General features: G+C 67.3%; 15 protein-coding genes. 9 read left to right on the forward strand and 6 right to left on the reverse strand.

Translation table 11 applies throughout. The annotated features are described in order from the left end of the window. Nucleotides 1–22 precede the first annotated feature (22 nt). A complete protein-coding gene (locus tag HYG95_RS13270; protein ID WP_181698264.1) occupies nucleotides 23–1,141 on the forward strand; it encodes a glycerate kinase in 1,119 nt (372 codons plus the stop codon). Between the two features lie 42 nt (nucleotides 1,142–1,183). Here the strand turns inward: HYG95_RS13270 and HYG95_RS13275 are convergent, their stop codons facing one another. From HYG95_RS13275 to HYG95_RS13285, 3 genes are all read right to left on the reverse strand, one after another. Beyond that, entirely contained in the window at nucleotides 1,184–2,278 is a 1,095-nt protein-coding gene (locus HYG95_RS13275) for a diguanylate cyclase (protein WP_181698265.1), read from the reverse strand. 60 nt (nucleotides 2,279–2,338) lie between these two features. Then, the gene (locus tag HYG95_RS13280; protein WP_370465782.1) at nucleotides 2,339–3,373 is read right to left on the reverse strand and encodes an NADP-dependent oxidoreductase; all 1,035 of its coding nucleotides are present in this window, start codon (nucleotides 3,371–3,373) and stop codon (nucleotides 2,339–2,341) included. A gap of 137 nt (nucleotides 3,374–3,510) precedes the next feature. Further along, nucleotides 3,511–4,023 carry a MarR family winged helix-turn-helix transcriptional regulator gene (locus HYG95_RS13285; RefSeq protein WP_220139398.1) on the reverse strand — a complete coding sequence of 171 codons (513 nt, stop codon included), beginning with the start codon at nucleotides 4,021–4,023 and terminating at the stop codon, nucleotides 3,511–3,513. 92 nt (nucleotides 4,024–4,115) lie between these two features. Here HYG95_RS13285 and HYG95_RS13290 point away from each other — a divergent pair, with 92 nt between their 5' ends. Beyond that, the gene (locus HYG95_RS13290; protein WP_181698320.1) at nucleotides 4,116–6,176 is read left to right on the forward strand and encodes an MMPL family transporter; all 2,061 of its coding nucleotides are present in this window, start codon (nucleotides 4,116–4,118) and stop codon (nucleotides 6,174–6,176) included. A 38-nt stretch (nucleotides 6,177–6,214) separates the two neighbouring features. Here the strand turns inward: HYG95_RS13290 and HYG95_RS13295 are convergent, their stop codons facing one another. Further along, nucleotides 6,215–6,643 carry a hypothetical protein gene (locus HYG95_RS13295; RefSeq protein ID WP_181698266.1) on the reverse strand — a complete coding sequence of 143 codons (429 nt, stop codon included), beginning with the start codon at nucleotides 6,641–6,643 and terminating at the stop codon, nucleotides 6,215–6,217. 129 nt (nucleotides 6,644–6,772) lie between these two features. On the opposite strand from HYG95_RS13295, the gene HYG95_RS13300 reads away from it, so the two are divergent. The 3 genes from HYG95_RS13300 (at nucleotide 6,773) to HYG95_RS13310 (ending at nucleotide 10,184) form a co-directional block, all read left to right on the forward strand. Beyond that, nucleotides 6,773–7,147 carry an antibiotic biosynthesis monooxygenase gene (locus tag HYG95_RS13300; RefSeq protein ID WP_181698267.1) on the forward strand — a complete coding sequence of 125 codons (375 nt, stop codon included), beginning with the start codon at nucleotides 6,773–6,775 and terminating at the stop codon, nucleotides 7,145–7,147. 186 nt (nucleotides 7,148–7,333) lie between these two features. Further along, nucleotides 7,334–8,761, forward strand: a complete 1,428-nt coding sequence (locus HYG95_RS13305; protein WP_181698268.1) for a glucose-6-phosphate dehydrogenase — start codon at nucleotides 7,334–7,336, stop codon at nucleotides 8,759–8,761. 1 nt (nucleotide 8,762) lies between these two features. Then, the gene (locus HYG95_RS13310; protein WP_181698269.1) at nucleotides 8,763–10,184 is read left to right on the forward strand and encodes a sugar porter family MFS transporter; all 1,422 of its coding nucleotides are present in this window, start codon (nucleotides 8,763–8,765) and stop codon (nucleotides 10,182–10,184) included. Nucleotides 10,185–10,424: 240 nt separating this feature from the next. On the opposite strand, the gene HYG95_RS13315 is transcribed toward HYG95_RS13310, so the two are convergent. Both HYG95_RS13315 and HYG95_RS13320 read right to left on the reverse strand, forming a co-directional pair. Beyond that, the gene (locus HYG95_RS13315) at nucleotides 10,425–10,883 is read right to left on the reverse strand and encodes an NUDIX hydrolase (protein WP_181698270.1); all 459 of its coding nucleotides are present in this window, start codon (nucleotides 10,881–10,883) and stop codon (nucleotides 10,425–10,427) included. Between the two features lie 166 nt (nucleotides 10,884–11,049). Continuing rightward, complete coding sequence (locus tag HYG95_RS13320; protein WP_181698271.1) at nucleotides 11,050–11,694, reverse strand: TetR/AcrR family transcriptional regulator; 645 nt, start codon at nucleotides 11,692–11,694, stop codon at nucleotides 11,050–11,052. A gap of 124 nt (nucleotides 11,695–11,818) precedes the next feature. Here HYG95_RS13320 and HYG95_RS13325 point away from each other — a divergent pair, with 124 nt between their 5' ends. Genes HYG95_RS13325 through HYG95_RS13340 form a run of 4 tightly spaced genes read left to right on the forward strand, consistent with a single transcriptional unit; the run spans nucleotide 11,819 to nucleotide 16,621 of the window. Then, nucleotides 11,819–12,427 (forward strand): malonic semialdehyde reductase, encoded by a 609-nt coding sequence (locus HYG95_RS13325; RefSeq protein WP_181698272.1) that lies wholly within the window; start codon nucleotides 11,819–11,821, stop codon nucleotides 12,425–12,427. Nucleotides 12,428–12,468: 41 nt separating this feature from the next. Then, entirely contained in the window at nucleotides 12,469–15,264 is a 2,796-nt protein-coding gene (locus HYG95_RS13330; RefSeq protein WP_181698273.1) for a non-ribosomal peptide synthetase, read from the forward strand. An 11-nt stretch (nucleotides 15,265–15,275) separates the two neighbouring features. After that, nucleotides 15,276–16,211 carry an NAD(P)-dependent oxidoreductase gene (locus HYG95_RS13335; protein ID WP_181698274.1) on the forward strand — a complete coding sequence of 312 codons (936 nt, stop codon included), beginning with the start codon at nucleotides 15,276–15,278 and terminating at the stop codon, nucleotides 16,209–16,211. Beyond that, the gene (locus tag HYG95_RS13340) at nucleotides 16,208–16,621 is read left to right on the forward strand and encodes a nuclear transport factor 2 family protein (RefSeq protein WP_220139399.1); all 414 of its coding nucleotides are present in this window, start codon (nucleotides 16,208–16,210) and stop codon (nucleotides 16,619–16,621) included. Before HYG95_RS13335 ends, HYG95_RS13340 begins: the two co-directional genes overlap by 4 nt. The last annotated feature ends 110 nt before the right edge of the window (nucleotides 16,622–16,731 follow it).

Raw genomic sequence — 16,731 nt, forward strand, 5'->3', positions numbered from 1 at the left:
CCGCAGAGAGGACGTCGACCGCGTGAGGGTTCTGGTCGCCCCGGACAAATTCAAAGGAAGCCTCACCGCGGCCGAGGTCGCCGACCGCCTGGCCGACGGCTTGGCGGAGGCGGGGATCGACAGCCTGCGGATGCCGATGGCCGACGGCGGCGACGGGAGCGTCGACGCGGCGGTCACGGCCGGTTTCACGCCGTATCCGGTGACAGTGGCCGCGGCGTCGGGAACCCCGACGTACGCGCGGATCGCCGTCGGCGACGGCACCGCCGTGGTCGAGGTCGCGAGCACCTGCGGCCTCGCCACCCTGCCGAACGGCCGAATGCTGCCGCTGGACGCGAGCAGTCTCGGTGTGGGACAAGCGATCTCGCAGGCGCTGCGGCACCGGCCGCAACGCCTGGTTCTCGCGCTCGGCGGCAGCGCCTGCACCGACGGTGGGATGGGGATGCTCACCGCGCTCGGCTTCACCTTCGCCGACGCGAGTGGACAGCGATTGCGCGCGTGTGGGCGGAGTCTCGCCCGCGTCCACACGGTCGACTCGTCGCGGGCGGTCCGGTTGAGCGAGGTGGACATCGTGGTCGCGAGCGATGTCACCAACCCATTGCTAGGACCGGACGGTGCAGCCGCCGTGTACGGCCCGCAGAAGGGCGCCACCGAGTCCGACGTCCGGTTTCTCGACGACGGACTGGGCAACCTGGTCCGCGCTTTCGTCCGCAGCGGCTATCCGGACGCGGCGGCTGTCGCGGTCTCGCCTGGTGCGGGCAGCGCGGGCGGGATCGGCTTCGCCGCCCTGCTGCTCGGCGGCACCATGGTCTCCGGTGCCGAATTCTTTCTCGAACTGCTCGGATTCGACCGCCACCTGCCCGATGTCGACCTGGTGATCACCGGCGAGGGCAGCATCGATGAGCAGACCGCCCACGGAAAACTCCTTGCGGTTCTGGCCGGCCGCGCCCACCCCACCCCCGTCGTCGCGGTCGCCGGCCGCAACACCCTGCCCCGCGACCATTGGCACCGAGCCGGTTTCACGGCCGTCTACTCTCTCGGCGACTACACCGACTCGAACACCGCCGAAGACCCGGACCTGACCAGCCGACTTCTCACCCGGATCGGCCGCGAGATCGCCCGCATTCCTGCGCTTTCCGGCTGATCGCCGTGGTGCGCACCGCCCTCGGCAGCGGCAATTCCCGGTTCATTCCCCGTCCGGGGTGTGGGAGTGCCCGGGCGGCCGGGTGAGGTCGTCGAGCACGACCAGGTTTCCACCGGACTGTTTCGCCTGGTACATCGCCGCGTCGGCGCACTGCAGCAAGCGGTCGGGGGTGGGGCGTGGGCAGTGCGGGCAGGCCGTCGCGTCGAAGACCGCGACGCCGATGCTGGCTGTCACGCCCACCTCGCTATCCGAGGGCGCGGCGACCACCCGGCAGAGGTGTTCGGCGACCTCGCGGGCGTCGGCCGCCGCGATCGGAGCGGCCACGACGAACTCTTCGCCGCCGGTCCGCGCCACCACCGCCGAATCCGGAGTGGCCTCGCGCAGACGCCGGGCGGTTCGCATCAGCACGATGTCGCCGATGCGGTGGCCCCAGGTGTCGTTGACGCTCTTGAACCGGTCCAGGTCGAAGGAGATGACGCAGACGGCGCGATGGTCCTCGACGAGTCGGGGGAGCCGGTTCTCGAGGCCCCGCCGGTTGAGCAGTTCGGTGAGAGGGTCCGAGAGCGACTCGATGCGCAGCAGCCAGTACAGCAGCTGGAACGCGGGCACCGCGGTGATCACCGTCGCCAGCAGCAGACCCACCGCGACCGCGAGGGTGACGCCGTCCCCGCCCGTCGCGATCCGCACGGACAGCACCACCACCGACAGCACCGACCAGGCCGAATGCGCGGCCACCGCCCGTGCGCTGTGGAAGAAGCTCAGATAACTGCCGGTCGCCAGCAGTAGTACGGCACCCATGGCGCCGAACAGGCGGTTGTGCACCTGGAGGAACTCGATCGTGAACAGCAGATCGGCGCAGGCGATCAGGACCAGCGACTCCGTTCTGCCTGGCCAGGGCAGCAGCCACCAGCGCGCGGCCCACAGCGCGCCCGCCAGAACTCCGACAACGGACGCCGCGACGGGCGGCCCCGCAGGCGTGCCCGCGATCACCAGACCCATGACCGCGATCCCCGCACCGGCGGTGCCCATCAGCACCTTCAGCGGCAGCAGCGCCGAGCGAGCGGCGAGGGTGCGCACCAGCCAGCGGTAGTCGACCGGGTCCTTCCACCAGGACCGCAGCGTCGTACCGTCACTCATCGACTCACCCTTGGACCCGACGGCATAGCCACCTCGTTCCTGCCGATTCCGGCGATCTCCCTATGTATCGATGCGCACGAGTTGCTTGCCGATATTGGCGCCGCCGAACAGGCCGCGCAGCGCGCTCGGCGCGGATTCGAGACCGTCGACGATGTTCTCGGCGACCACGAGCGCACCGTCGGCATGCCAGGTCGTCAGCCGCTCGAACGCCTCGGGGAAACGCTCGACGTAGTCGAGGAAGATGAAGCCCTCCATGCGCGCGCGACGCATGGCCAGCTCCATGTAGTTGCGGGGCCCGGCCGCCGGAGCGGTCGCGGTATAGCCGGAGGCGATGCCGCCACACAGCACCACCCGCGCGCTCCTCGCCAGGTTGGCCAGGCCGGCCTCCAGGATGGTGCCGCCGACACCGTCGAAGAAGACATCGATACCGTCCGGCGCAGCCTCGGCCAGCCGCTCGGCCACGTTGTCGTGCTTGTAGTCGATGGCGACGTCGAGCTTCGCAGTCTCGGTCAGCCAGGCACATTTGGCCGGACCCCCGGCTATCCTGATCACCCGACAACCCAGGGCCTTGGCGATCTGCCCGGCCAGTGACCCGGTGGAACCGGCAGCCGCGGAAACCACGACGGTGTCGCCGACTTCGGGTTTGCCGATATCGACCATCCCGAAGTAGGCGGTGAGCCCGTTCACCCCGAACGCACTCAGCATCAGTTTCGGGTCGATACCGTCGGGAACCACGTTCAAGCCGAACAATCCCTGCCCACCGGCGATGACGTAGTCCTGCCACCCGACCATCCCCACCACCCAGGACCCGACGGGATAGTCAGGGTTGTTCGAGGCCACAACCTCACCGGCACCGCTGCCACGCATCACCGTGTCCAGCGGCACCGGCTCGATATACCCGGCTTCCTCGTTGAGCCAACCCCGCTGAGTAGCGTCGATCCCCAGCCACCGCACCCGCACCAGCGCCTCCATCGGACCGGGTTCGGGTACGGGCGCATGCTGCAATTCGAAGTCGTTGTCGCTCAATATGTTTTCTGGCCTGCGCCGAAGAATCCACTGCCGATTCTCGGTGTCACCCCACTGCTTTGTCACCACCGTTCGAGTCTGCCACCGACATCGGCCACGGCAGGCATGTGGCACGGCGGTGCGCGGATCGAGCCCAACGACGCTGTGGGCGGCGGACGAGCGGTGGAGGCGCGGTCGGCGAGCCGAGCCCGACGTCGGCGACGGGCTCAGCGGTCGGTCTGCGCCGGTAACTCGCTGTGAAAATCGCGCAGCGCGCCGGTGATCGCGACGAACACTCGGTGGGCAGCCTCGAGATCGGCAGCGGGCAGCTCGGCCATCGCAGCTCGGGTGCGGGTGCTGAGTGGCTCGAAGAATCCGGCCGCCACGGACATGCCGTGGTCGGTGTAGCCGAGGTGCACTCGTCGGCGGTCCGTGGCGTCGGGTACTCGCTCGAGATGGCCGGATTCGATCATCCGCTCGACGAGGTAGGTGACCGCGGGCGCGGAAATACCCATCAGTGTGCTCAGCCGCCCCGCGGTCACCGGTGCGCCTTCGGCCTGTGCGGTTGCCACATGCATCAGGGCACGGAAGTCGTTGGGGCGCAGATCGTTCGACCGCGCGAAGACATGACCGATCTGTTCGGAGACCGCGGTCAGCGCGCGCAGATCGCGGGCGATCTCGGTTTCCAGCTCCGACCGGTCGCGAGCCGGATCGGTGTCCTCGATGGTCTGGTCACCCAACGCATGTCTCCTCTCGATCCGGTTGCGAGCTTAGTCGCTTCCGGGGGCTGACATTGTCAGATAGTTAAGTTTCTGAAATAGTTGTCCGCGTGATGCGACTCAGCGAAGGGCAGGGATGGGATCGGTTCTCCCGGATGGTGACCGGGCGACGATCGTGGGCGCTGCTACTCGCGGTGTTCGTGGCCGCGATGGCTGTCATCGCGTCGGCGGGCAGCAACCAGAGCGCCGGGCAGGCTCCGGTGTCGTTGCCGTCCTCGGCGGAATCCGCTCGGGCCGCCGCTGCCGCCGACGACTTCCCTGGCGCGGACGAAGCCGCCGCGATCTTGGTGGCGACCCGCACCGATGACGGCGTGCTCACCCCGCCCGACCTGGCCGCACTCGAGGCCGCGCTCACTCGGGCCGAGGTCTCCGCGTCGGGCGGTCCGCGCGTCGTCCCGGCGCCCGACGGCCGCGCCGCCATCGCTCAGATCCCGGTGCCTGCGGACCTCAACGGGTTCGCGCTGACCGATCGCGTCGACGAACTGCGCACTACCCTCACCACGGACCTGCCCGAACCGCTGCGCGTGCAAGTGACCGGCGGTCCCGCCTTCGGCGCCGACATCGCCGACTCCTTCTCCGGTGCCAACACCCTGTTGCTGATCGTCACAGCGCTCGTGGTGATGGTGTTGCTGATCCTCACCTACCGCTCACCGGTGCTCTGGCTCGTCCCGTTGACGGTCGTCGGCCTGGCCGACCGCGTCGCCACCAGCGTCGGCACCGCACTGGCCCAGCTCACCGGTCTCACCTTCGACGGCTCGACCTCCGGTATCACCAGCGTCCTGGTCTTCGGCGCGGGCACGAACTACGCACTGTTGCTCGTCTCCCGGTACCGCGACGAACTGCATCGCCACGACGACCATCGCGACGCTCTGCGCGCCGCCGTGCGCCATGCCGCGCCCGCCATCCTGGCCAGCAATGTCACCGTTGTGCTCGCACTGCTGACTCTGCTGCTGGCCGCGCTGCCGAACACGCGCAGCCTCGGTGCGTTCGCGGCGGCCGGACTCGTCGTCGCGTTGATCTTCGTCCTCTTCGCCCTGCCCCCGGCCTTGGCGCTGTGCGGGCGAAAGATCTTCTGGCCGTTCGTGCCGCACGCCGACGGTCGTGACCCGGCCGAGCACGGCATCTGGGCGAACGTCGCCATGCGTGTGGTGCGCCGCCCGGCCCTCGTCGCCGGTGTCGCGTCGGCGGTCCTTGTGGTCTTCGCCGCAGGTCTCGCGACCACCGACATCGGCCTGTCACGCACCGAGCAGTTCCGGGTCGAAGCCGAATCCGTCGACGGACTACAGACCTTGGCCGAACACTTCCCCTCCGGCTCCGCCGACCCCGCCGTCGTGATCGCCCGCACGGCGGCCGCACCGTCGGTGCAGGCCGAGCTCGATACGGTGCCAGGGATTTCACGGGCGACCCGAACCGGAAACTCCGACACCGGTACGACGCGGTGGTCGGTGGTCCTCGACGCGCCGCCCGGCTCGGCCGACGCGTTCACCACCGTCGAGGCGATGCGGTCGGCACTCGGCGCGATCCCCAACGGTGAAGCGCTCGTCGGCGGCTCCGATGCCGAGGCCCTCGATATCCGCGACGCCGCGCGCCGGGACCAGGGACTGGTGATCCCGCTGATCCTGGTCGTCGTTCTGCTGGTGTTGCTTGCCCTTTTGCGCGCGGTCCCGGCGGCGGTGCTGCTCGTCGGCGTCACGGTCTTGAGCGCGCTCGCCGCCCTCGGTGCGGGCAGCTGGATCAGCGGCACCGTGTTCGGCTTCCCGGCTTTGGACACCAACGTGCCACTGTTCGGTTTCCTGTTCCTGGTCGCACTCGGCGTGGACTACACGATCTTCCTGGTGACCAGAGCGCGTGAGGAGGCCGCGACCCACGGCACCACCCAGGGCATGGTCCGCGCCGTCGCATCCACCGGCGCGGTGATCACCAGCGCGGGCGCGGTACTGGCCGCGGTGTTCTGCGTCCTGGGCGTACTGCCGTTGATCACCCTCACCCAGCTCGGCATCGTCGTCGGCATCGGCATCCTGCTCGACACTTTCGTGGTCAGAACCCTGGTGGTCCCGGCCCTGTTCGAACTCCTGGGCGACAAGGTCTGGTGGCCCTCGGTCCCCAAGAAATAGGTGCGATCGCGGCTTCGCGGCGGCCCTTCCGCGAGGTGTCAGGCGGAAATCAGCAGGGCGATACCCGCGACGAGCAGCGCGACCGTTTTCACCACTTCCAGCGCGATATAGCCGTAATGGCCGAGTGAGCGCGGTGCATCGAGCCCGGCCAACACCGCGTCGCTGCGACGGCTCAGTCGCGGACGGACGGCGATCACCTGGACGGCGAGGGCGATCACCGCGACAGCGACAGCGCAACCTGCCGCGACGTCGGGAAGGCCGAGCGCCAACGTAACCACAAGAACTGCCGCCCAACAGGTTTCGACGATATTGAGCGCACGGAAAACGATCCTGCCGATACCGAGCCCGATCGCGAGGGTCACGTTCGGTGCGCGAAACTTGAGCGGCGCCTCGAGAAACGAGATGGCCAGCACCATGCCGAGCCAGACGAACACGACGGCGACAGCAACTGCCGATGCGGTACCCATGTCTTCGATTCTGGCGCACCCCCACCGCAGATGGCCGCGCGTCGCCGTTGAACCGTCGCGGGTGGATCATCACCCAGCGACCACCCGTTGTGTTGTCTACCGGCGCAGAGCCGTTGAAAGGAAGAGGTCATGACGTCGTGGCAAGGCGACTTGCCATTCGTCCGCACCACCGCCCCGCCCTACTATGCAGCGATTTTGACCACGGCCCTGTCGGCCGATACCGCGGACTTGGCTGGATACGTCGAAGCAGCAGCGGAAATGGCGGACCTCGCAGCACAGGTCGACGGCTACCTGGGCATGGAGTTCGCCCGAGACGCGGGCTGCGGCATCACCGTGTCGTATTGGCGTGACCTGGATGCCCTACGGAGCTGGCGTGAGAACGTCGCACATGTCGCAGCGCAGCGCCAGGGACGCGAGCGGTTCTATCTCGGCTACCGGGCGCGGATATGCCATGTCGAACGCGAGTATGAATGGTCGCGGTCAACGGAACCCGGGTCGCGCTGATCGGCTTCACGCCGTTTCGTGCACCCGGTGACGCGCTGCTCACGACCTCCCGGCGCCGGGTCCATCGGCAACATAGAGTTGTCCCGCGCAAGTTCAAGCAGGAGGCGCTCCGCTGTGGGCGCAGGGTCGGATCGGCATTGCAGGCCGCGTTGCTCGTCGCAATACGCACGACAGGAGCGAAGGACTATGACCTCGGACTCGACAACTGGTGCGAACGGTTCACGTGATCAGACGCTGGTGATTCTCGGTGCGAGCGGCGATCTGACCGCGCGGCTGCTGCTGCCGGGCCTCGGCGCGCTGTTGACCACCGGCAGTGTGGACAAGCTTCAGCTCGTCGGCAGTGCGGTGGAAAGCTGGGACGACGACCGCTGGCGGGCGCAGGTCACCGAGTCCTTCGCGACGGTGGACGCGCGCGGACCGCAGGTGGAAGCCGTCGTCGCGACCACCCGCTATGTCAGGGCCGATGCCACCAACGAGAACGATCTGCGCGCGTTGCTCGACTCGTGCTCGGGTCAGCTGATCATCTATTTCGCGCTGCCGCCGGCCGTCACCGAGAAGGTCTGCCGCGTGCTCACCGGATTGGACCTGCCCGAAGGCACCCGGTTGGCGATCGAGAAGCCGTTCGGCAGTGACGCCGAGAGCGCCGCCGCGCTCAACGAACTGGTGACACAGCTGGTTCCGGAAGACCATGTGCACCGGATCGACCACTTCGTCGCCATGTCGACCGTCCTCAATATCCTGGGCGTGCGGTTCGCCAACCGCATGATCGAACCCCTGCTCAACAACCAGCACGTGCACAGCGTGGACGTGGTCTTCGACGAGAGCCTGACGCTGGAAGGCCGGGCCGCCTTCTACGACGGCACCGGCGCGCTGGCGGACATGATCCAGAGCCACCTGCTCGAGGTGCTGTCGCTGTTCGCGATGGAGCCCGTGCCGTCCCTGCACGGAGACGCCGTACGCGACGGGAAGGCCCAGATCTTGCGGGCCACCCGGATCTGGGACGACGACCCGATCGAATACAGTCGCCGCGCCCGCTACACCGCGGGTGAGATCGACGGCCGCCAGGTGCCCTCCTTCGTGGACGAGGACGGCATCGACGGTTCCCGCAATACCGAGACCTTCGCCGAACTGGTGCTCGCGGTCGATACCTGGCGCTGGGCGGGGGTGCCGTTCCGGGTGCGCTCGGGCAAAGCGCTCGGCTCACCGCGCACCGAGGTGACGGTCACCTTCAAGCCGCCGCAGCAAGTACCGGTCGGCATGACCGGCAGCCCGCAACCCAACCGGCTCCACATCGGAATACCCCTCGGCGCCAACACCTTCGGGCTCGACGTGAACATCAGCGGGCCGGGCGACTCGTTCGAGATCGATCCGGTGAGCTTGGCCGGAGAGTTCGGCGCGGGCATGCTGCCGCCCTACGGCCAAGTACTCCGGGGCGTGATCGAGGGCATCCCACCGCTGTCGGTCCGTGGCGACATGGCCGTCCAGTGCTGGCGCATCATCGAGCCGGTCCGCCAGGCTTGGCGCGAAAACCGGGTGCCGATAGGGGAATACGCGGCAGGCAGCACCGGCCCCGAGGGCTGGGCTCCGACCGGGCTCCCCGGCCAGGGGGAATGAGATGACGAGTTCGGAGAATTCGCAACTCGACGTTCCCAGCGCGGGATTGCGCATGGTCGCTCGGTGGGGACTGTGGATCAACCTCGCCACCTTCATGATCGGCTACGCCACGGGCGTCATTTCCGGTGCGTTGCTCTACATCCGAGGCGATCTCGACCTCCACGACGCCCAACAGGGCCTGGTGACAAGTATTCTGCTGCTCGGCGCGCTGGTCGCGGCCATGTTCACCGGCGGGCTCGCGGACCGATTCGGCCGCAAAATGGTGCTCGGCGGCGCCGGGCTGCTGTTCGCGGTCGGCTTCATCGTGTCGGCGCTGGCGACGGGATTCCCCCTGCTCGTCCTCGGCCGCCTGGTCATGGGCTTCGGTGTCGGCATCGCCTCGGCACTGGTTCCCACCTATCTGGGTGAGATCTCGCCGCCGCAGATCCGCGGTCGAATGCTCACGCTCAATCAGCTGCTGCAGACGGTCGGCATGCTGGTCGCCTACCTCGTGAACCTCGCCTTCAGCGGTAGCGGCGACTGGCGTGCGATGTTCTGGGTCGGCGCGATTCCGGCCGTCTTGCTGGTGCTGATCGTGAAACGGCTGCCGGAAACGCCCACCTGGCTGATCGCGCAGAAGCGTATCGACGAAGCACGAACCACCATCGGCTCGGTCGTCGGTGCAGCGGGCGCCGAGAAGGTGATCGAGCACTACCGCCACCAGGAAGCCGAACGCCAGCGGCTTCGGAAACAGGACAACAGTCCCGAGCAGAAGGGCTGGCGCGTGCTGCTGGCGCCCCGGGTCCGCCCCGCGCTGATCGTCGCGCTCGGACTCGCCGTCCTGCAGCAGTTCGTCGGCATCAACACCGTGCTCTACTACGCGCCGACGATCATGGAGGAGACCGGTCTCAGCGCCTCGAACTCGATCGTGTATTCGGTCATCATCGGCATCGTCAATCTCGCCATGACATTCGTCTCGCTGCGCTTGATCGACCGGCTCGGACGCCGACCGCTGCTGCTGATTTCCCTGGTCGGAATGGGGATCTCGGTGGCACTGCTCGGTGTCTCGTTCATCGTCGATCTCGGTTCGGTGATCCTGCTGGTGTGCATGCTGGTGTTCGTGTCGTCCTTCGCCATCGGGATGGGCCCGGTGTTCTGGGTGATCCTCGCGGAGGTCTTCCCACCCGACGTGCAGGCACAGGGCTCGGGTGCGGGCTCAGCGGTGAGCTGGTTGTCGAACTTCATCATGTCGACGGCCTTCCTGCCCCTCACCGGGGCGATCGGATCAGGACCCGTCTTCCTGATCTTCGCCGTGATCTGCCTGGTGGCCTTGATATTCGTCTACCGCCGGGTCCCCGAGACCAAGGACCGCGACTTCGCGCAGATCGACAAGGACCTGCAGGCCCGCGCCGGCAGGCACACCCCGGACGCCTCAGCGGCCTGATCACCGGAGGACGGGCGCCGCGCGTCGTGCGGTGCGGGAGAGGTTCGTGCCATCGGTCTATCTCTGGTGGAGTCGACGGTGTACGTCGGTGTTGCCACCGCTGCGCACGCCGTCGCGGCGCCGCAGACCACGACGGTTGCCGCAGTCGATGCCGACGGGGTGGCGGAGCCATTCGTCGAGGGGCGTCCTACGAGGGCTGCGGAGTCGGTGCCGGGCTAGGCGCCGGAGTGGGGATCCATCTCACGACATTGCGGCGCGTCCCCGGAGTTCGCGGTACGTACCGAGGATGCCGCGGATGGAGGATGTCACCGGGAGGTGGCCGTCGAGTGGCGTCCAGGCGTACCGCGCATGGGCGGTGAGCTGAATCGGTTCGAACGCCGCGACATCCACGGCGAAATGCAGTCGGCGGACGCGGTGTGCGTCGGGGGACAGGTAGTCGAAATCGCCGACGTGATGGCGGATCCCGGTGACGACAAGCCCTGTTTCCTCGCGCACCCCACGCGTCACCGCCGCGGCGAGGGTTTCGCCCGGCTTCACCGTGGCCCCGGGAAGCTTCAGCGGGACCTTGACCGGACCACTGTCGTGACGCTCCAGGAGTAGGACTGTTCCGTCGCGTTCGATGATCACACCGACTCTAGGAGCGGTGCCGTCGACCTCGGCTTGGCGGGCCAGTTCTTCCAACTCCGATGCGGAGACCATGGGGCTTACCGACTTCCGATTCCGGATCCGACCTCGCCGGATCCGACGACTGTATCGATTGAACAGGTTACCCCTCGACACCAGGTCGACGCGCTCGAAATGGGGCGGCCGTGGCAGCCGCGTCTCGCGTCGTGGGTCACCTTGCTGTCGGCGAGGGTCGGGAGGGTCACGGAGCGGTGCGGAAAGCGCGCACGATCAGGTTGGCGGCCTCGGTGCAGATGGTCTCGGCCTCGGTGCGGGGGAGCGGGATCGTGCCGTACATCGACGCGTGCAGACCCTGCTGGACGAGAAGCGAGACGAACTGACGGGCCGCGGTCGAGGGATCCTCGACGTCGAGTTCGCTGCGGGAACGCAGCAGGTCGGCGATCTGGGCCACCAGCTGTTTCGGTTCGCCGTCGGCGCAGGCGGGGCGCAGTGACGGGATCCGGGCCACCTCGCTGATGATGAGACGGCGCAGTGCGGACGCCCGCTCGTCGAGCAGCACCCGCAGGACGCGGTGGCCGATCTCGACGAGCGCGGCGGTGACGTCGGTGCGATCCGGCCCGGCGATCGCGGTCCCGAAGGTCGCTGCCACCTGGGCCCGTTCGTGCTCGACCGCGGCCAGGAACAGGGTCTGTTTGTCGCCGAAATGGTTGTAGGCGGTCTGTTTTGCCACGCCGGCCCGTTCGGCGATCACGTCGAGGGTTGCCCGCTCGTAGCCGTCGCGCAGGAATGTGTCGATCGCGGCGTCGAGGATGGCTCGACGCTTACCCGGATCGCCCCCTGGGGGGCGGCCGCCGGGTCCGGTCGATCGCGTTGCCGATGTCGACATGTCCGTCGGCGCCTTTCACGGATGAGTGGCCTGGGTCACCAAGATTACGGGTGGACGAGCCAGTCTATCTACTATTTACTGGACTGGACTGACTAGTCTAAGTAACTCGAGCCGCGGAGGATTCATGACGGCGACATCAACCGATCTACTGGCGCTCGACGCGGCGGCGCAGGACATGTTGTTCCGCGCTGCCCGCACCGCCAACACATTCACCGACGAACCGGTGACCGACGAGCAATTCCGGGCTGTCTACGAACTCGTGAAGTTCGGGCCGACCTCGATGAACCAGCAACCGCTGCGCGGTGTCCTCGTGCGGTCGGACGAAGCGAAGTCGAAGCTGGTCGAGGCGATGACCGACCGCAACAAGGACAAGACCGCGCGGGCGCCGCTGACGGTCGTTCTCGCGGCCGACCTCGACTTCCACGACGAGCTGCCCAAACTGGTTCCGTTCATGGAGAACCCGCAGAACGTCTTCGCCGATCCGGCGGTCCGTGAGCCCTCGGCCACGTTCAACGCCGCGCTGCAGGTGGCCTACCTCATCGTCGGCATTCGCGCCGCGGGTCTGGCCGCGGGCCCGATGGTCGGCTTCGCCGGCGACGCCGTGCGACGCGAGTTCTTCCCCGACGGCAGGCATGTCCCGCTGTGCGTCATCAATATCGGCAAGCCGGGCCCGGACGCCTGGATGGGACGGCTGCCACGGCTGGAGTACGACGAGGTCTTCGCCACCGCCTGAATATCGCGCCGCGGCGCAACTCTGATCAGTGGATAGGCACAATGACTGCTACATCGAATATTTCGACCATTCCTGTACCCCACGCGGTCAACGACGCCGGGTCGGTGGCTCAGATTCTCCTGCACGCCGCCCGGCACCATCCCACGAGCGGCACGACCTACCTGCAGCGCACCGGCGACGGACCGACCGTGCGGGTGCACCGTTCATATCCCCAACTGCTCGACGAGGCCTTGTCGCTCACCGGCGCGTTGCGCGACCGCGGGTTGCGCCCGCAGTCGAAAGTCGCTCTCCTGCTCGATGATCACGAAGACTTCGTCACCGTGCTGTGGGCGTGTTTCCTCGGCGGGTTCGTGCCGTGCCCGATGGTCGCCCAGCCCACCGATCCGACCCGCTGGGCGAGCGCGTTGCGTCATGTCGACGAATTGCTGGAACGCCCACTCGTGGTGACGTCACAGTCGATCGACGACACCATGCCCGCGGTTCCCGGGTTGGCGACGGTGACGGTGGAATCGTTGCGCACCGGCGAACACGAGCCCACCCCGTACCTCGCCTCCGCCCACGACCTCGCGCTGCTGGTCCTCACCTCCGGATCCACCGGAAACGCCAAAGCTGTGACACTCACCCACGGCAATCTGCTCAGCTCCATGGCAGCCAAAGCCGCCGTACAGCAGCTGAATCCCGACGACATCACCTTCAACTGGATCTCGTTCGATCACGTCGCGGCCCTGCTCGAAACGCATCTGCTGCCGCTGTATTGCGGTGCGCGACAGATCCATGCGCCGAGTGAGGTCGTGGCCGACGATCCGATGGAATTCCTGCGGATCGTCTCCCGCCACCGGGTGACCATGACTTTCACACCCAATTTCCTGCTCGGACAACTGAATACGCTGTTCGAACCCGACGTCGACGGCGCCCGTCTCGACCTGAGCTGCTTGCGGCATATCGTGAGCGGCGGCGAAGCCAATGTGGTCGCGACCGGAACACGGTTCCTCGACACCTTTGCCGCCTATGGTCTACGCGAGACCGCGCTGTGGCCGGCGTTCGGGATGACCGAGACCTGCGCGGGAAGTATCTACAATCGCGACTTCCCCAGGGCCGACACCGGGCAGGAGTTCGCCGCCGTCGGACATCCGGTGCCCGGATTACAGCTGCGGGTGGCCGACCAGGACGGGCGACCGCTGCCTGCGGGCGCGGCGGGGGAGGTGCAGCTGCGCGGCCCCATGGTCACCCGCGGCTACTTCAACAACGACGAGGCCACCCGCGCGGCATTCACCGCCGACGGCTGGTTCCGCACGGGCGACCTCGGGCGGTTGGCCGACGGCCGGCTCACGCTGGTCGGTCGCAGCAAGGACAGCATCATCGTCAACGGCGTGAACTACTTCAGCCACGAGATCGAAACGGCCGTCGAAGAACTCGACGGCATCGCCCGTGGCTATGTGGCCGCGTTCCCGACGCGTCGCCCCGGCAGTGACACCGAACAGCTCGTGATCGCCCTGCACGCCGAGACCGCCGACGAAGCCGACCTGCATCGCCTACTGACGGCCGTCCGTTCCACGGTGGTGTTGCTGTGCGGGTTCCGCCCCGGATTCATTCTGCCCCTGAGCAAAGCGGACTTCCCGAAGACGAGCCTGGGCAAGACCTTGCGGCCGCGCATGCGCCAACAGCTCGAATCAGGCGGCTACGACCGCGTCATCGCCGACACCGCGGCACTCACGACCCGCCAGCTCGGCGGATACTCGGCACCGCAGGGGGGTACCGAGTCGATCCTGACCGATGTCTACGCGGAGCTCTTCGATGTTCCGGCAACCGAAATCAGCGCCACGGCCAGCTTTTTCGACCTCGGTGGCACCTCACTGGACATTCTTCGGCTGCAGCAGCAGATCGCCCGCCGCTTCGGCGTATCGGACCTGCCGATCATCGCCATCCTGACCGCACCGTCGGTGCGGGAGCTGGCAGCTGTCGTGGACGAGGGCGGTGGCGGGCCGCGCCGTTACGATCCGATCGTGGGGTTGCAGACCAGTGGTACGAAAACGCCGCTGTTCTGTGTGCACCCCGGTGTCGGTGAGGTGCTGGTGTTCGTCAATCTGGCCAAGTACTTCGTCGGAGACCGTCCGTTCTACGCGCTGCGTGCCCGCGGTTTCAACAAGGGGGAGGAGCCGTTCCACACGTTCGACGAGATGGTCGACGTCTATACGAGCGCCATCCGACGGCGGCAACCACACGGTCCGTATGCCCTGGCCGGTTATTCCTTCGGCGCCGCGGTAGCGTTCGAGATCGCCAAGCGGCTCGAAGCCGACGGGGAACGGGTCGATTTCCTCGGCAGCTTCAACCTGCCACCGCACATCAAATACCGCATGGACGAGCTCGATTTCACCGAGACCGCGACGAATCTCGCGATGTTCCTCGACCTGGTCACCAAGCGGCAGGCCGTCGAACTGCCCGCCGAACTGCGAGCGCTGTCCAAGGGGAACCAGCTCGCGCGCCTGATCGAACTCGCCCCGCCCGACCGCGTCGCCGAACTCGACCTGGATCTGACGAAGTTCACGGCGTGGGCCGAACTCGCCGACGGGCTCACCGGTCTCGGCCGCACGTACACGCCGAGCGGCGCCGTTCGCTCGATGAGTGTGTTCTGCGCGGTCCCGTTGCGCGGCACCAAACAGGACTGGATCGACAACGAACTGCGCAGGTGGGACGAATTCACCACCGAGGCGAACCGCTACATCGATGTGCCCGGTGAGCACTACACATTGATGGGACCACGGCACGTCACCGCGTTCCAGTCCATTCTGCGCAAAGAACTCGACCGCGCGCTGGCACAGGCCGACGCCGACCGATAGGGAGAAATACGTTGCAGGGCAAGAAGATTCTGATCACCGGCGGCACGGGGCAGGTCGCCAGACCGGTCGCCGAGGCGCTCGCCGCCCACAACGAGGTCTGGTGCCTCGGCCGCTTCGGAACACCGGGTGTCGAGGACGAACTGCGCGCCGCCGGCGTGATCACCGAGCACTGGGACATGAACGACACGACGGCCGCGGGTTACGCGCAGCTGCCGACCGATTTCACCCATGTGCTGCACTCGGCGGTTCACCGTGGTGACGGCACCGATTTCGAAGACGCGCTCACCGTCAACTCCACCGCGTGCGCGCGGCTGATGACCCACTGCCGCACCGCCGAGGCGTTTCTGTTCGTGTCGACCGGCGCGCTGTACAAGCGGCAGACCCTCGACCACGCCTATCGTGAATCCGACCCGATCGACGGTGTCGCCGACTGGCTGCCCACCTACCCGGTCGGCAAGATCGCGGCCGAAGGCACCGTGCGAGCGTTGGCGAACACACTCGAACTGCCGACCACGATCGCCCGCCTCAATATCGCCTACGGCCCAGGCGGATACGGCGGGGTGCCCATGCTGTACTTCAAGCGGATGCTGGCCGGCGAGCCGATCCCGGTTCCGCTCGAGGGCCAGAATTGGTGTTCGCTGCTCTACACCGACGACCTCGTCGCCCAGGTCCCCGCGCTGTGGGACGCGGCGTCGGCACCCGCCCGGGTGGTCAACTGGGGTGGTGACGAGTCGGTCGGGATCACCGATTGCGTCCGTTACCTCGAAGAACTCAGTGGCATCGAGGCGAAACTCGTCCCGTCCGAGATCACCCGCGAGACCTACCAGTTCGACCCCGAAATGCGCCGCTCCCTCACCGGCCCGTGCACCGTCGACTGGCGCGAGGGAATCCGGCGTACCCTCGCCGCGCACTACCCCGCACACGTCCGTGAGGTGACGCCGCGATGAACCACACTCAGGTGACGACGCCGAACATCGCGGTGATCCGCACCGCGTACGAGGGTTTCGCGACCCGTGATGTCGCCAAGATCCTCTCCGCCATGCACGACGACGTCGAGTGGGTGCACCCGGACGGCATGCACAAATACGGCCTGGGCGGAACCAAGATCGGCCACGAGGGGATCAAGGAGTTCCTCGCTCGCGTCCCGTCGGTCCTCGGCGGCATGGTGCTCCACCCGGTCGAATTCATCGAACAGAACGACCGCGTCATCGTCCTGGGCACCCGCCAGGTCATCGCCCGCAGCGGAACCTCGACCACCTTGCCCTTCCTGCACTCCTGGACCATGCGCGACGGCAAAGCCACCCGAATGGAAGACATCTTCGACACCGTCGCCTTCCACGCCGCCATCGAAAGCTGACACCCGACCACGCCGCGGGCCGACCCCAAGGTCGTTGCTCGCGGCGGTGGTTCGTCGTCGGAAGTGCTTCTTGCCGTGGCATTGTGCCGATGATGCCGAGACGGGAGGAT

It is taken from the genome of Nocardia sp. GTS18, from assembly GCF_013839555.1.
Taxonomy (GTDB): Bacteria; Actinomycetota; Actinomycetes; order Mycobacteriales; family Mycobacteriaceae; genus Nocardia; species Nocardia rosealba.

Excerpts from the sequence above, each read along its gene's own strand:
- HYG95_RS13295 (WP_181698266.1), bottom strand. The coding sequence starts at position 6,643 with ATGGGTACCGCATCGGCAGTTGCTGTCGCCGTCGTGTTCGTCTGGCTC.
- HYG95_RS13300 (WP_181698267.1), top strand. The coding sequence starts at position 6,773 with ATGACGTCGTGGCAAGGCGACTTGCCATTCGTCCGCACCACCGCCCCG.
- HYG95_RS13290 (WP_181698320.1), top strand. The coding sequence starts at position 4,116 with ATGCGACTCAGCGAAGGGCAGGGATGGGATCGGTTCTCCCGGATGGTG.
- HYG95_RS13305 (WP_181698268.1), top strand. The coding sequence starts at position 7,334 with ATGACCTCGGACTCGACAACTGGTGCGAACGGTTCACGTGATCAGACG.
- HYG95_RS13340 (WP_220139399.1), top strand. The coding sequence starts at position 16,208 with ATGAACCACACTCAGGTGACGACGCCGAACATCGCGGTGATCCGCACC.
- HYG95_RS13315 (WP_181698270.1), bottom strand. The coding sequence starts at position 10,883 with ATGGTCTCCGCATCGGAGTTGGAAGAACTGGCCCGCCAAGCCGAGGTC.
- HYG95_RS13310 (WP_181698269.1), top strand. The coding sequence starts at position 8,763 with ATGACGAGTTCGGAGAATTCGCAACTCGACGTTCCCAGCGCGGGATTG.
- HYG95_RS13325 (WP_181698272.1), top strand. The coding sequence starts at position 11,819 with ATGACGGCGACATCAACCGATCTACTGGCGCTCGACGCGGCGGCGCAG.
- HYG95_RS13320 (WP_181698271.1), bottom strand. The coding sequence starts at position 11,694 with ATGTCGACATCGGCAACGCGATCGACCGGACCCGGCGGCCGCCCCCCA.
- HYG95_RS13275 (WP_181698265.1), bottom strand. The coding sequence starts at position 2,278 with ATGAGTGACGGTACGACGCTGCGGTCCTGGTGGAAGGACCCGGTCGAC.
- HYG95_RS13330 (WP_181698273.1), top strand. The coding sequence starts at position 12,469 with ATGACTGCTACATCGAATATTTCGACCATTCCTGTACCCCACGCGGTC.